General features: G+C 72.7%; 15 protein-coding genes and 1 riboswitch. Of the genes, 5 read left to right on the forward strand and 10 right to left on the reverse strand.

Features of this window, described 5'->3' with window-relative positions; all coding sequences use genetic code 11:
* Positions 1–2 precede the first annotated feature (2 nt).
* The 5 genes from thiE to KLP28_16435 all read right to left on the reverse strand — a co-directional run bounded on the left by thiE (position 3) and on the right by KLP28_16435 (position 3,175).
* Positions 3–674, reverse strand: a complete 672-nt coding sequence (thiE, locus tag KLP28_16415; protein ID QWC85084.1) for a thiamine phosphate synthase — start codon at positions 672–674, stop codon at positions 3–5.
* The gene (thiM, locus tag KLP28_16420; GenBank protein QWC85085.1) at positions 671–1,507 is read right to left on the reverse strand and encodes a hydroxyethylthiazole kinase; all 837 of its coding nucleotides are present in this window, start codon (positions 1,505–1,507) and stop codon (positions 671–673) included. The genes thiE and thiM overlap by 4 nt, the downstream gene beginning before the upstream one ends.
* Positions 1,499–1,592: riboswitch (TPP riboswitch) on the reverse strand. Its footprint overlaps the gene before it by 9 nt.
* 76 nt (positions 1,593–1,668) lie before the next feature.
* Positions 1,669–2,040, reverse strand: coding sequence for a YccF domain-containing protein (locus tag KLP28_16425; protein QWC85086.1), 372 nt, complete (start codon positions 2,038–2,040; stop codon positions 1,669–1,671).
* Positions 2,041–2,044: 4 nt separating this feature from the next.
* Entirely contained in the window at positions 2,045–2,851 is an 807-nt protein-coding gene (locus KLP28_16430; GenBank protein ID QWC85087.1) for a PIG-L family deacetylase, read from the reverse strand.
* Between the two features lie 42 nt (positions 2,852–2,893).
* Positions 2,894–3,175 carry a DUF2470 domain-containing protein gene (locus KLP28_16435; GenBank protein ID QWC85088.1) on the reverse strand — a complete coding sequence of 94 codons (282 nt, stop codon included), beginning with the start codon at positions 3,173–3,175 and terminating at the stop codon, positions 2,894–2,896.
* A 44-nt stretch (positions 3,176–3,219) separates the two neighbouring features.
* Here KLP28_16435 and KLP28_16440 point away from each other — a divergent pair, with 44 nt between their 5' ends.
* Positions 3,220–4,428 carry an MFS transporter gene (locus KLP28_16440; GenBank protein ID QWC85089.1) on the forward strand — a complete coding sequence of 403 codons (1,209 nt, stop codon included), beginning with the start codon at positions 3,220–3,222 and terminating at the stop codon, positions 4,426–4,428.
* 80 nt (positions 4,429–4,508) lie between these two features.
* Here KLP28_16440 and KLP28_16445 read toward each other — a convergent pair whose 3' ends face one another.
* From KLP28_16445 to KLP28_16465, 5 genes are all read right to left on the reverse strand, one after another.
* Positions 4,509–4,733, reverse strand: coding sequence for a PspC domain-containing protein (locus KLP28_16445; GenBank protein ID QWC85090.1), 225 nt, complete (start codon positions 4,731–4,733; stop codon positions 4,509–4,511).
* 17 nt (positions 4,734–4,750) lie between these two features.
* The gene (gene fdhA, locus KLP28_16450; GenBank protein QWC85091.1) at positions 4,751–5,968 is read right to left on the reverse strand and encodes a formaldehyde dehydrogenase, glutathione-independent; all 1,218 of its coding nucleotides are present in this window, start codon (positions 5,966–5,968) and stop codon (positions 4,751–4,753) included.
* A gap of 107 nt (positions 5,969–6,075) precedes the next feature.
* The gene (locus KLP28_16455) at positions 6,076–7,599 is read right to left on the reverse strand and encodes a YdiU family protein (GenBank protein ID QWC85092.1); all 1,524 of its coding nucleotides are present in this window, start codon (positions 7,597–7,599) and stop codon (positions 6,076–6,078) included.
* A gap of 42 nt (positions 7,600–7,641) precedes the next feature.
* Positions 7,642–8,475: a hypothetical protein gene (locus KLP28_16460; protein ID QWC85093.1), complete on the reverse strand. Its 834-nt coding sequence runs from the start codon at positions 8,473–8,475 to the stop codon at positions 7,642–7,644.
* Positions 8,472–8,783 (reverse strand): Dabb family protein, encoded by a 312-nt coding sequence (locus KLP28_16465; protein ID QWC85094.1) that lies wholly within the window; start codon positions 8,781–8,783, stop codon positions 8,472–8,474. The genes KLP28_16460 and KLP28_16465 overlap by 4 nt, the downstream gene beginning before the upstream one ends.
* Before the next feature lie 116 nt (positions 8,784–8,899).
* Between KLP28_16465 and KLP28_16470 the strand changes: the two genes are divergently transcribed.
* The 4 genes from KLP28_16470 (at position 8,900) to KLP28_16485 (ending at position 12,903) form a co-directional block, all read left to right on the forward strand.
* Entirely contained in the window at positions 8,900–9,997 is a 1,098-nt protein-coding gene (locus KLP28_16470; protein ID QWC85095.1) for a hypothetical protein, read from the forward strand.
* 9 nt (positions 9,998–10,006) lie between these two features.
* On the forward strand, positions 10,007–11,329 hold the full coding sequence (locus KLP28_16475) for a competence/damage-inducible protein A (GenBank protein ID QWC85096.1): 1,323 nt from the start codon (positions 10,007–10,009) through the stop codon (positions 11,327–11,329).
* A 62-nt stretch (positions 11,330–11,391) separates the two neighbouring features.
* Positions 11,392–12,024: a vitamin K epoxide reductase family protein gene (locus KLP28_16480; GenBank protein ID QWC87053.1), complete on the forward strand. Its 633-nt coding sequence runs from the start codon at positions 11,392–11,394 to the stop codon at positions 12,022–12,024.
* 81 nt (positions 12,025–12,105) lie between these two features.
* On the forward strand, positions 12,106–12,903 hold the full coding sequence (locus KLP28_16485) for an SDR family oxidoreductase (protein QWC85097.1): 798 nt from the start codon (positions 12,106–12,108) through the stop codon (positions 12,901–12,903).
* The last annotated feature ends 82 nt before the right edge of the window (positions 12,904–12,985 follow it).

Here is a 12,985-nt window from a genome sequence, read left to right on the forward strand (position 1 = left end):
CGTCAGCCACGGTCCCACTCCCTCACCAGGCACTCGCACACGGCTCGAGGGTCCTCCGACGCGCAGACCGCCGAGACCACAGCGGCACCGGCGCCGCCCGCCGCACGGATCCCCGGCAGGTCCGCAGCTCTGATGCCCCCGATCGCCACGCATGGCAGGGAGGTGGCGCGGCAGACCTCGGCGAAGCCCGCGACGCCGAGTGCCGCAGGAGCGTCGGACTTGGTCGCGGTGGCGCGTATCGTCCCCACCCCGAGGTAGTCGAGCGTGCCCGGTGGCAGGGCCGCTGCCGCAGCGAGCTCCGCGGCCGTCGAGGCGCTCCACCCCACGATGGCGTGCGACCCCACTACGTCGCGGACGACCACGGGGTCGAGATCGTCCTGTCCCACGTGGACGCCGGCGACCTCCGCTCCTTGCTCGCGCACCGTGAGGAAGACGTCGACCCGGTCGTTGACGATGAGCAGCGCCCGTCCTCGACAGACCTCGGCTGCCTCGCAGACGAGGTCGCGGACGCGGGAGGACGGTTCGTGCTTCGCCCGCACCTGCACCGCGGTGACGCCGGCCACGAGCGCTGCACGCACGACGTCGATCGGGCCGCGAGCCGCACAGACACCGGTGTCGGCGATCAGGTACGGCCCCGGAGCGAACCGAGGACGAGCGGGTGTCGACGTGCTCACCGCAGGACGATCCGCTCGCGCAGCGTCTCGCCGTCGAGACCGGCCAATGCATCGAGCAGCGATGACGCGAAGCTTCCTGGTCCCGATGCCGTGGCGGCGGCGACCTCCGCCGCCACGGTGTAGGAGGCCACCGCGGCGACCGTCGCGGACAGGGTGTCGGACTCGACCGCCCGGAACGCAGCGACCACGGCCCCCAGCGCGCATCCCCCACCGGTGACCTGCGTGAGCCAGGGATGACCGTTGGCTACGCGGGTCGTGCGGTCGCCGTCGGTCACGACGTCCACCGCGCCGGAGACCGCCACGACACCGCCCAGGGTGGTCGCCAGCGACACGGCGGCGTCGAGGGACTCCTCGGTGGCCGCCGTGGAGTCCACGCCGCGTCCGCCGTCGGCCGTCCCGGCGACCGCCATCACCTCCGAAGGGTTCCCGCGCACCACGTCGGGTCCCAGCTCGAGGAGCTGTGCCACCAGCCGGGTCCGGACCGCCAGCGAGCCGACCGCCACGGGGTCCAGCACCCAGGGCGTGCCGTGGGACCCGGCGCTCCGAGCGGCCTCCACCATGGCGTCGCGCTGCTCGGCGTACGGGGTGCCGACGTTGACGAGCACCGCGTCGGCCACCTGGGCGAACGGACCGGCCTCCTCAGGGATGTCGACCATCGCGGGCGAGGCACCCACGGCGAGGAGGACGTTGGCGGAGAACGGCATGACGACGCTGTTGGTCAGGCACTGCACGAGCGGTGACCGGTCGCGTACGCGCTGGAGCACCGCGGCACAGGACGCGACGTCGGGGGCGCGCAGCGCGGTCGCAGGGTCAGATGGCTGGCGGACGCTCATCCGCGACATCCCTTCGCTAGTGCGAACTAGAGCAGGTTCGACGGGTGTGATCTCAGCCCGCGCTCGGGCACCCCGTGTCTCGTCGTCGACCGTAGCGAACGGCACCAGCCGGTGGACTCCGTCAGCCCCACCGCGTCGTCACCACCCAGCCCGCGCCCGCGTCAGGTCGGTCTGATCTCGCGTCCCAGCGGCAGCACCGACAGCGGCACCATCTTGAAGCTGCCGATCGCGAGCGGGATCCCGATGATCGTGACCGCCATCGCGATCCCGGTGACGATGTGGCCCAGCGCCAGCCACCACCCGAAGAGCACGACCCACACCACATTGCCGATCGTCGAGCCGGCCCCGGCGTCGCGGCGCCGCTCCGCCCGTCGCCCGAAGGGCCACAGCGCGTACGCCGCGATGCGGAACGAGGCGATGCCGAAGGGGATCGTCACGATCAGCACGCAGGCGAGGAACCCGGCGAGAAGGTAGCCGAGTGCCATCCAGAGGCCCCCGAAGACCAGCCAGATGACGTTCAGGAGGAGGCGCATCCCTTCAGTCTGACGTGAAGGGCCAGCCGGTCTGCATGTCCTGCCCGAGGCCCGGCTCGACGAAGTACTCGCGGCCGAAGGCGTGCGCGAAGATCTCCTCCGGCATGGAGAGGATCTGCTGCACGTCGCCCTGGCTGGCGTGGCTCTCCAGCGCCTTGCGCTTGGTCGCGACGGCCTCGGCGATGTCGACCTCCCAGTCGATCTCCGCGGCCGGGGTGCCGAAGGGGTTGCCGTCGTCGGCGGGCGCATCGGGGTCGAACATCTCCGGGTCCGCGCCGGGGTCGGCCATCTGCTTCGCCATCTCGTACATCGCGCGCATGCGGTCGCGGTTCATCGTCGACTCGAGGTACCGCGGCGCTCTCGGCAGCAGGTCGCGAGCGCGAAGGGTGGCGCGGTGCACCATGACGTGGTCGGGGTGGCCGTACCCGCCGTGCCAGTCGTAGCCGACGAGGACGTCGACGGTCTCGTCGGCCAGCTTCGTCGCGATCAGCTCGGCCGCCTCGTCGACGTCGACCCGCCCGAAGGCCCGGTCGGCAGCGTTCTGCTCCCACCCGGTCATGCCGGAGTCGACGTACCCGAGCCAGATCAGGCGCTGCACGCCCGTCACCTCGGCGGACCGCTCGGCCTCGGCCTGACGGCGCATCGTCAGCGACTCGTCCGCGCGCAGGTCGTCCGGGACCGAGCCGCACTCCCCGCCCGTCGCGTACACGACGACGACGCGATGCCCCTCGCGCACGAGCCGGACCATGGTCCCGGCGGTGCCGGTGCCCTCGTCGTCGGGATGGGCGTGGACGAAGACGACCGTGCTCATGGCCCCATCCTGACCCCGGCGTCCACGCGGGACGCGAGCAGGTCAGTCCGGCAGGGTGGCGCGGGCGGCCTCGAAGAGGCGTACGACCTCCTGCCGCAGCTGAGCGCGTTCGGTCACCTCTCCCCCGAGCCAGCCGATGCGCACGGAGGCCTCCCCCACCGCGTCGACCACGTGCCAGGTGCCGCCGTGCTCGTCGACGCCGGTCATCTCCGCCGAGCGCGCCGCCGGGTACCCGTGCGCCCGCACGATCGTGAGACTGTCCTGGGCATGGTCGTCGTTCATGTGGCTCAGCACGGCCTCGGTCACCTCGGGCGGGAAGCTCATGGGCCGACCCTAACCAGCCCTGACCGACGCCCCGGTTGCCTCTCGTGACCGCGGTCGAGGACCTCGAGACCTCGGCGTACGCCCGACGGCAGCGTCGTCTGGTCTCGCTGGTGATGCTGCTCGGACTCTCGTGCTGGTTCTCCGCGACGGCCGTCTCGCCCTCGCTGCAGACCGACTTCGGCATCAGCGGCAGCCAGGCGGTGCTGCTGACCTCGAGCGTCCAGGTCGGCTTCGTGGTCGGCGCCGTGGGCTCGGCGGCGCTGAACCTCGCCGACCGCGTCGACCCGACCCGCGTGGTGGCCTGGTCGTGCGCCGCTGCTGCCCTCGCCACGGCCGCGCTGGCGGTGCTGGCCGACGGGCTGGGCGTGGCAGTCGCGCTGCGGTTCGTGACCGGCGCCGCGCTGGCCGGGGTCTATCCGGTGCTCATGAAGGTCATGGCCACCTGGGCGCCTTCGGCCACACGTGGGTGGCACTTCGGCGTCCTCATCGGCGCCCTCACCATGGGGTCCGCCCTGCCGCAGCTGATCCGCGGCTTCGCGGCGTTGCCGTGGCAGGGGGTGATGCTCGGCGCCGCCTCGACGACCCTGGTCGGCGGGGTGGTGGCGGCGTACGCGTTGCGACCCGGCCCCCTGGCCGGAGCAGGACGGGTGAGCCTGGACCCCCGCTACGCGCTTCGGATGTTCACCGAGCGGGGCCCGCGGCTGGTCAACCTCGGCTACCACGGCCACATGTGGGAGCTGTACGCCCTGTGGACGTGGCTGCCGACGTTCGTGCTGGTCAGTCAGCAGTCCCGCGGCGCCGTGACGGGGTCGGCGGTGAACCTGACGGCCTTCGCGGCGATCGGCGTGGCCGGCTTCGTGGGCTGCGTCCTCGGCGGGCGCGTGGCGGACCGTCGCGGGAGACCGGTCGCCGCGGCCGGTGCGCTGACCCTCAGCGGCGCCTGCTGCCTGCTCTCACCCCTCGCCTTCGGTCGTCCGCTGCCGGTGCTGCTGGCGTTCGTCCTCGTGTGGGGCGCCGCGGTGATCGCCGACTCCGGGGTCTTCTCCACGGCGCTGAGCGAGGTCGCCGACCCGCGCTACGTGGGCACCGCCCTGACGACGATGACCGCCGTGGGCTACACCGTCACGGTGGCGACGATCCACCTCACCGAGCTCGTGGCCGGTGTCGTCGGCTGGCAGTACGCCTTCTTCCTGCTCGCCGCCGGACCCGCGGTCGGCGCGACGGCGATGGCGCGTCTGCACCGGCGCGCCTGACCGCCATCACGACATGCAGTTCGCCCGCCGACGGGCTCGGGACCCGTCGGCGGGCGAGAACTGCCTGTCGCTCTGGCTGATCACTCCGAGGGCATCACGACCCACAGGATCAGGTACACGACGAACTGCGGTCCCGGCAGCAGCACGCTGAGCACGAAGAGCAGTCGCACGGTGTTCGGCGACATGCCGAAGCGCTGCGCCAGCCCGGCGCAGACGCCGGCGATCCACCGCTGACGTGGCCGCGTCAGACTCCGGCGACCGGGACTGCCTCCGGCACCGCCGGCGGGGGAAGGTGTGGCGCTCATCGGGAGTCCTCTCGTCGTCAGGCCGGAACCATGCCGTGGGGGTCGATGACGAACTTCTTCGCCGCTCCCCCGTCGAACTCCTGGTATCCGGCCGGAGCCTCGTCGAGGCCGATGGTCACCGCGTTCACGGCCTTCGCGATGTGCGCCTTGTCGGCCAGGATCATGTTCATCAGCTGGCGGTTGTACTTCTTGACCGGGCACTGGCCCGTCATGAAGAACTGCGACTTCGCCCAGCCGAGGCCGAGTCGTACGCCGATCTGACCCTCCTTGGCCTCATCGTTCGGCGCGCCCGGGTCGCCGGTGACGTAGAGCCCGGGGATGCCCAGCCCGGCGCCGGCGCGGCCGACCTCCATGGCGGCGTTGAGCACCGCGGCAGGGGCCGCCTCACCACTGTGCGCGTTGGCCTCGAAGCCCACCGCGTCGACCGCGGCGTCGACCTCCGGCTCGCCGAGGATCTGCTCGATCATGTCGGGCAGCTCACCGGAGTCGGACAGGTTCACCGTCTCGCACCCGAAGCTGCGCGCCTGCTCGAGTCGCTCCGGCACCATGTCGCCGACGATGACGGCCGAGGCACCGAGCAGCTGGGCGGCGTGCGCGGCGGCCAGGCCCACCGGTCCGGCGCCGGCGACGTAGACGGTCGAGCCCGTGGTCACGCCGGCGGTGTAGGCGCCGTGGTAGCCGGTCGGGAAGATGTCCGAGAGCATCGTCAGGTCGAGGATCTTCTCCAGCGCCTGGTCGCGGTCGGGGAACTTCAGCAGGTTGAAGTCGGCGTACGGGACCATCACGTACTCGGCCTGGCCTCCGAGCCAGCCGCCCATGTCGACGTAGCCGTACGCCGCGCCGGCGCGGGCCGGGTTCACGTTCAGGCAGATGCCGGTCTTGCCCTCGTTGCACATGCGGCAGCGCCCGCAGGCGATGTTGAAGGGCACCGAGCAGATGTCGCCCTCCTTGACGAAGAGCACGTCGTCACCGCACTCGACGACCTCGCCGGTGATCTCGTGTCCCAGGGTCTGGCCCTCGGGGGCCGTGGTGCGGCCGCGCACCATGTGCTGGTCGGAGCCGCAGATGTTGGTGGTCACCAGCTTCAGGATCACTGCGTGGGGTGCCGCCTGCTTGATCCCGAAGTGGTCGGCGACCTCCTTCGGGATCTCCAGCTTGGGGTAGTCGATGGACTCGACCGCCGTCTCGCCCGGACCCTTGTAGACGACGACCCGGTTGCCGTTGCTCTCGGCCATGGTGACTCCTCCCCCGACCTCACGGTCGGTGATAGTTGTCCCTGAGACCTACCGCGTGAGCGCGATCACAAAACGGCAACGACCAGTCCGGACCAGGCGACGTCGGGTCACGTGCCGCAATAGGTGACGAACGGACCGAAGGAGTCCGGCGCCGGCTGGGCGTACGCCTCGAGACCCGGCCGCTCGGTGAACGGGTCCTCCAGCACGTCCAGCAGCCGGTCGAACGCCTGCATGTCTCCGCCGCGAGCCTCGATGATCGCCTCGTCGACGAGGCGGTTGCGCGGCACGTACACCGGGTTCACCGCGTCCATCGCCGCGGCGCGCTCCTCGGGCGGGCGGGTCTCGCGGGCGCTCCGGGTGGCGTACGCGTCGAGCCACGTGTCCACCGCGGCCAGGTCGGTGCACTCCGCCCGGAGGAGCTCGGAGTCACCGCGCACCACCGCCGACAGCGACCGGTTGGTGCGTGTCAGGTCGAGACCCTGCGCTTGCATCAGCTCGTGGAGCTCGGTCGCCAGCGCCTGGTCGCGCTCATCCTCGTCGAGCTCGGGGCTCAGCCCGAGCTTGGCCCGCATCCGCGCCGTCCACTCCCTCGCGTAGACCGCGGGGAAGCCGTCGAGCACGCCGACCGCTGCCGCGACCTGGGCGTCCTGGTCCTCGCGCTGCGCCGCAGGCACCAGCAGCGGCAGCATCGACTCGGCCAGCCGCGCCAGGTTCCACTGCGTGATGCCTGGCTGCTGCCCGAAGGCATAGCGCCCGCCGGTGTCGATCGAGCTGAACACCGCAGCAGGGTCGTAGGCGTCGACGAAGGCACAGGGCCCGTAGTCGATCGTCTCCCCCGACAGCGTCACGTTGTCGGTGTTCAGCACGCCGTGGACGAAGCCCACGGCCATCCAGGAGGCGACCAGTGCGGCTTGGCGGTCCCGCACCCGGGTCAGGAGCGCGACGTACCGCTCCCCGGTCTCGGCCGGCAGATCGAGCAGGTCCGGGTCGTGGCGCGCGATCGCAAAATCGGCGACGCGGCGTACGTCCTCGGTCTGCCCGCGAGAGGCGAACAGCTGCAGGGTGCCGACGCGCAGGTGGGAGGCGGCCACACGGGCCAAGACGGCGCCGACCTCCGGCTCGTCGCGCTGCACGGACTCACCTGTCGTCACCGCCGCCAGCGCCCGGGTGGTGGGGATGCCCAGCGCGTGCATGGCCTCGCCCATGAGGTACTCGCGCAGCACCGGGCCCAGCGCCGCCTTGCCGTCGCCACCGCGGGAGAACGGCGTACGCCCCGAGCCCTTCAGGTGCACGTCGCGCCGGCGCCCGGCCGTGTCGACGACCTCGCCCAGCAGCATCGCGCGGCCGTCGCCGAGCAGCGGCGAGAAACCACCGAACTGGTGGCCCGCGTACGCCATCGCCAGCGGTGTGCCCTGCTCCGGCGCCATGGCACCGGTGAGCAGCAGCGCGCCGGCAGCCGAGTCGAGGGCCGCGACCGCGTCGGCGTCGAGCCCGAGCTCGGCCGCCAGCGGGCGGTTCAGTCGCAGCACCTGCGGCGCGCTGAGGGCCGCGCCCTGCCAGGGCGCGTAGAGGCCGTCGAGGTCGCGGGCGTAGGTCTGCTCGGGGGCGAGGGGCAGCAGCAGGGGTGGCATCGTCCCCATCCTGCCGCGCGGTCCGTGAGCGTCGGGCCGAGATCAGGCCCCAAGCTCGTCGAGCACCTCCGCGTACGCCGTGGCGTCGTGGAGCGTGTCGCGGGTCAGCATCGCCGGAAGCACCTCCAGCACGCGAGTGCGCTGCACCGACGACAGCGCCGCCAGGGTCTCGCCGGGCGCGTCACCGTCGAGGACGGCCGTGACCACGCACCGCGCGTCCGCTCGCGCCGCCAGGTCCCACGCCGGCACCACCTGGAGGACCACCGGGGAGCCGGAGGGGTCCAGCAGCACCCGACCCGGCAGGCCGGCATGCACCAGCTGGGGCGTACGCGACGGCGGTGCTGCCAGGCTCCGGCCGGCCTCCTCGATCCGCTGGAGGAGTCGCTGCTGCTCCCCCGTCGGCGAGGTCGCGGGCAGCTCGACGAGATCGGGGAGCCCCACCCCGGCGGGCCGACGCACCTCGATCGCCAGCCGTGCATGCAGGAGCCGACCGGCTGCGCGCACGACGGCCGGATCGCGGACGACGGTGGTGCCGGGCTCGAAACGGTGCGCCTCCCACCCGTCGACCGTGATCGAACCGTCGCGCGCCGGCACGGGCACAGCCAGCCGCAGCGCGCCGGTCACCCGACCGGGGTCCTCGTCGAGCCGCACCGCCAGACGCGCCATGGTCGGGGCCAGCCAGCTGCGGTCGACGTCGTCGCCCGGTGCGAGGGGACTCAGCACGAGGTCACCGGCCACGTACGCCCCGCGGCTGCCGACCAGCGGCGCGGCGCTCGGCGGCACCGCGAAGAGGTCGAGCACCCTGTCGGAGGGCGCACGGCCCCGCTCGGTGCCGGACCTCGTCGTCCGACCGCTCACCCCGCCGCCCGCTGTCATCGACCCGGCTCGTCGGGCAGGTCGAGCTGCACCCTGGCGACCTGCTCGCAGACCTCCACGATCACCGAGCGGTGCCGGTTGTGCTCGACGTCCGTGTCGTAGCCGCGGTAGGCGGCCTCGTCGGTCCAGTCGTTGGTGATCGCGGCCGTCCAGCCACCCTCACGCAGACCCGCGTCGGGACCGACGTGGTTGGCGAGCATGCCCGGCAGGTCGAGGGAGGCGATGCCGTCCAGCGCCAGGTCGAGACGGTCGCGCACGTCGGGGGACGCGTCGTCGGGCAGGCGGCAGAGGACGACGTTGCGGATCATCGAGTTCTCCTGGGCCGGGGTCGGGGGGTGCGCGGACGACGGTAGTCGGCCCGGGCCGCTTCGTCGCCTGGCGTCCGCCGCCCGTGCCGGTGGCCTCGCTCACCTACGCTGCGGAGGTGATGGCCGACCCGCCGCCCGACGCCCCGCTGGACTCCCCCAGGGCCCCCGACACCGCCGCCCGCCTCCTGGAGGCGCAGGTGGCGTGGACGCTGCGCGAGCTCGGTCCCGAGCGCCTGGGTGCCGTGCTGGCGCCCGACGTACGCGCCCTGGTGACCAGCCTGCGCGGCCGCACGCTGAGCGAGGTCGCCGACCCCGCTGCGGTCCGGGCGCTCGTCCGCGCGTGCGTGCTGGGCGGCCCCCGCTCCGCGCTGGTCACGGACGCTGTCGGCCGCGGGGCGGTCACCGCGCACCACTCGCTGGCCGACTCCCCCGACCGTCTGCGCGACGTGCTCGGCCGCGACGACGTCGCCGCTCTCACCGACGCCCTGCTCACCCTGCGCGGTGACGGCCGTCAGCTGACCCAGCACCTGCTCGCGAGTCCCACGGCCGTCACCGTGGGCGTACGCGCCGTCGGCCGGATCGTGGCCGACGTGCTGGCCCAGAACCGCACCCTCGCCGAGAAGGTCCCCGGCGTCGGCGGACTCATCTCTCTCGGCACGGGTGCGCTGAACCGCGCCGGACGACTGGGTCAAGCCGTGGCGGGCGGCTCGGGACTGGACAAGGTCATCAGCGACGCGCTGGGCGCCGGGGCCGGCGTGACGATCCGTCGCACCTCGGCCATCATCCACGACACCCTCACCGACGACGTCGTCCGCGCCATCACGCTCGAGCTCTACGACGCCTCGGCGGATCGTCCCGTGGCCGAGCTGCGGCCGACCGCGGCCGACGAGCAGGTGGCCGCACTGGCGCAGCGGACCCACGGCCTCCTCGCGGCGGCTGCCGGGGCCGAGGGGGCCACCCCGTTCGTCGACGACCAGGTCGACGCCTTCCTCGACGCGTACTCCGACCACGAGGTCGTCGACCTCCTCGCCCGTCTCGGTCTCACCGAGGAGGCCGTCGTCGCGCACGTGGTCGCCTCCCTCACGCCGCTGCTGGCCACGCTGCGCGCCGACGATGCCCTGGAGCGACTGGTGAGAGCCCGCCTCACGCCGTTCTGGGAGTCGCCCGAGGTCGCGGCGCTGCTCGCCCCGCCCGGTCCTGCCACGGGCACCTAGTCTCGGAGCATGACCGAGCACGAGACCCCGCGCGGGCGTACGTCCGCCGCCGTCGTCGTCACCGGCACCGAGGTGCTGACCGGCCGCGTGCCGGACGCCAACGGCCCGTGGCTGGCCGAGCGACTGCTGGCTCTCGGCGTCGAGATCGGCACGGTCACCGTCGTGGGCGACCGGCGCGCCGACCTCGTCGACGCCGTGCAGCACCTCGTCGCTTGCCACGACCTCGTCATCACCACCGGCGGGCTCGGCCCCACCGCCGACGACCTCACCGCCGAGGTGGTGGGTGAGGTCCAGGGACGTCCCCTGCACCACGACGCGGCCCTCGAGCAGCAGATCGCGGAGATCGTCGACGGCCTGATGGCCGCCCGGGGCTGGGAGCGCGACACCGAGGAGGTGCGCGCCGGCACCCGCAAGCAGGCGATGGTGCCCGCCGGTGCCTCGGTGCTGGCGCCCGTGGGCACCGCTCCTGGTCTCGTGGTCCCTCCCGCGTCCGGCGACCGCGCCCCGGTGCTGGTGCTCCCCGGTCCGCCGCGGGAGCTGCAGGGCATGTGGGACGACGCCGTCGCGGACGACCGCGTACGCCGCGTGCTCGCCGACGCGAGCGACCTCGAGCAGCGCACCGTACGCATCTGGGGCCCACCCGAGGCGCAGCTCGCCGGCCTGCTGCGCGACCACGAGGCGACGGTCGGGTCCGCACGGTTCGCGCGGCTCGAGATCACGACCTGCCTGCGCGACGGGGAGCTCGAGGTCGTCACCCGCTTCTCCCCCGAGGACCTCGACGTGCACGAGGAGCTGGTGCGAGCACTCCTCGCCCGCTTCGGCGACCAGGTGTTCAGCCCGGCCGGCGACCCCGTGGACCGGATCGTCGCCGACGCGCTCACCTCTGCGGGGGCGACCGTCGCCACGGCGGAGTCCTGCACCGCCGGACTGCTCGCAGGACGACTCGCCGACGTGCCGGGCTCCTCGGCGTACCTCCTCGGGGGGTTCGTGACGTACGCCAACCAGGCCAAGACCGTCGAGCTCGACGTGCCCACCGAGGCCATCGAGCAGCACGGTGCCGTCAGCCGCGAGGTCGCCGAGGCGATGGCTCTGGGCGCGCGGGCACGGCTGGGCACGACGTACGGCATCTCCACCACGGGGGTCGCCGGCCCAGGCGGGGGCACCCCCGACAAACCCGTCGGCCGGGTGCACGTGGCCCTGGCAGGGCCCGATGGCGTCCGTCAGCGACAGCTCGACCTGCCCGGTGACCGCGCCTTCGTCCGCGGCCGCACGGTGACGGTGTGCCTGCACCTGCTGCGTGAGGAGCTGGCCGACCGCCGCCGTCCCGGATGAGACGATGGGCCCAGAGACCCCGGCGACCAGGAGCGCGCATGGCCAGCACGACCGCCGAGCCGATGGAGCACCACGACTCCGACGACCTCGACCCGATCGAGGACGAGCGACAGGCCCCGCTGCCCGGTCGCGCGTTCGGATGGCTGCTGACCGTCGGTGGACTGATCGGCTTCGTCGCCGCCTTCACGCTCATGGTCGAGAAGATCCAGATCCTCATCGACCCCGACTACGTGCCCTCCTGCAGCATCAACCCGATCCTCAGTTGCGGGTCGATCATGGTCACCGAGCAGGCGGAGGTCTTCGGCTTCCCCAACCCGCTGCTCGGCATCGCCGGGTTCCCCGTGGTCGTCGCGACCGGCGCCCTGGTGCTGGCGCGCGTGCCGCTGCCGCGCTTCTGGTGGCTCGGGCTGCAGGTCGGCACCACACTGGCGCTCGGCTTCATGGGCTGGTTGGCCTTCCAGAGCCTGTACCGCATCGGGGCGTTGTGCCCGTACTGCATGGTCGTGTGGGCCATGGTCGTCGCCGTCTTCTGGGCCCTGACCTCCTCGAACATCGACCGCGGTGTGCTGGGTCGCGGCGGGCCGGTCGCTCGGGCGGTCTCCGACTACGCGGTGCTCCTCGCGACGCTGACCTACCTCGTGGTGGTCGTGGCGATCGGGCTGCGGTTCAGCGACTACTGGCTCTCGCTGATCTGAGACCGGCACACGTGACCAGGCTCGCGTGGTCCTCGGAGGAATCTGGCTTGACCATGGTCGTCCACCGGGTAGGGAAGGGCCATGGAGACCCACAACCGCTACGACCTCACCGACCGCGTCGTCCTCGTGACCGGCGCCAGCTCCGGCATCGGGCGCACCACCGCGCAGGCCTTCGTCCGCAACGGCGCGAAAGTCGCCTTCGTCGCCAGGCGGGGTGAGCAGCTGCAGGAGGCCGTGGACGCCGTCGCCAAGGCCGTGCCGGAGTCCGCCGAGAACTGCCTCGTGCTGGAGGCGGACCTCGGCGACCGCGAGGCCGCCGCGCGGGCCGTGACCGACACCGTCGCCCACTTCGGCCGCCTCGACGTGCTCGTGCACAACGCGGCCGCCTTCGTCGGCGGACCGATCCCCGACCTGGAGTGGGACGACTGGGACCGGATCCGGGCCATCAACGTCGACGGGTGGATCGCGCTGGCCAAGACGGCCGTGCCCGAGCTGGAGAAGACCCGCGGCAACATCGTCGTGGTCGGCTCGGTCTCCGGCATCGCCGGGGACTGGGGGCAGGCGCCGTACAACTCGACGAAGGCCCTGGTGATGAACATGGTCAAGTCGATGGCGCTGGACCACGGCCCCGCGGGCGTACGCGTCAATGCGGTCGTGCCGGCCATGACCCGCACCCCCCTCACGGCCGACATGGTCGACGACCCGACGGTGCACGCCGCCGCCGTCAACCGCGTCGCCCTGCGACGCATCGCCGAGCCCGAGGACATCGCTCCGGCCGTGCTGTGGCTGGCGAGCACCGACGCGGCGTACGTCACCGGCACGTTCCTCAACGTCGACGGCGGCACCATGGCCTCGACCGGTCAGGCGCACGTGGAGTGACGGCCGTGGGAGGCGCCTCGCGCGCGGGAATGTTGAACGGTCAACGACCGTTGTGCGGTCACCGACCCGACCGAGGAGCCTC

The organism is Nocardioidaceae bacterium, from assembly GCA_018672315.1.
Taxonomy (GTDB): Bacteria; Actinomycetota; Actinomycetes; order Propionibacteriales; family Nocardioidaceae; genus TYQ2.

Coding starts and splice junctions, on each gene's coding strand:
- thiM (QWC85085.1), bottom strand. CDS start 1,507: ATGAGCGTCCGCCAGCCATCTGACCCTGCGACCGCGCTGCGCGCCCCC.
- KLP28_16425 (QWC85086.1), bottom strand. CDS start 2,040: ATGCGCCTCCTCCTGAACGTCATCTGGCTGGTCTTCGGGGGCCTCTGG.
- KLP28_16430 (QWC85087.1), bottom strand. CDS start 2,851: ATGAGCACGGTCGTCTTCGTCCACGCCCATCCCGACGACGAGGGCACC.
- KLP28_16435 (QWC85088.1), bottom strand. CDS start 3,175: ATGAGCTTCCCGCCCGAGGTGACCGAGGCCGTGCTGAGCCACATGAAC.
- KLP28_16445 (QWC85090.1), bottom strand. CDS start 4,733: ATGAGCGCCACACCTTCCCCCGCCGGCGGTGCCGGAGGCAGTCCCGGT.
- fdhA (QWC85091.1), bottom strand. CDS start 5,968: ATGGCCGAGAGCAACGGCAACCGGGTCGTCGTCTACAAGGGTCCGGGC.
- KLP28_16455 (QWC85092.1), bottom strand. CDS start 7,599: ATGCCACCCCTGCTGCTGCCCCTCGCCCCCGAGCAGACCTACGCCCGC.
- KLP28_16460 (QWC85093.1), bottom strand. CDS start 8,475: ATGACAGCGGGCGGCGGGGTGAGCGGTCGGACGACGAGGTCCGGCACC.
- KLP28_16465 (QWC85094.1), bottom strand. CDS start 8,783: ATGATCCGCAACGTCGTCCTCTGCCGCCTGCCCGACGACGCGTCCCCC.
- KLP28_16475 (QWC85096.1), top strand. CDS start 10,007: ATGACCGAGCACGAGACCCCGCGCGGGCGTACGTCCGCCGCCGTCGTC.
- KLP28_16480 (QWC87053.1), top strand. CDS start 11,392: ATGGAGCACCACGACTCCGACGACCTCGACCCGATCGAGGACGAGCGA.
- KLP28_16485 (QWC85097.1), top strand. CDS start 12,106: ATGGAGACCCACAACCGCTACGACCTCACCGACCGCGTCGTCCTCGTG.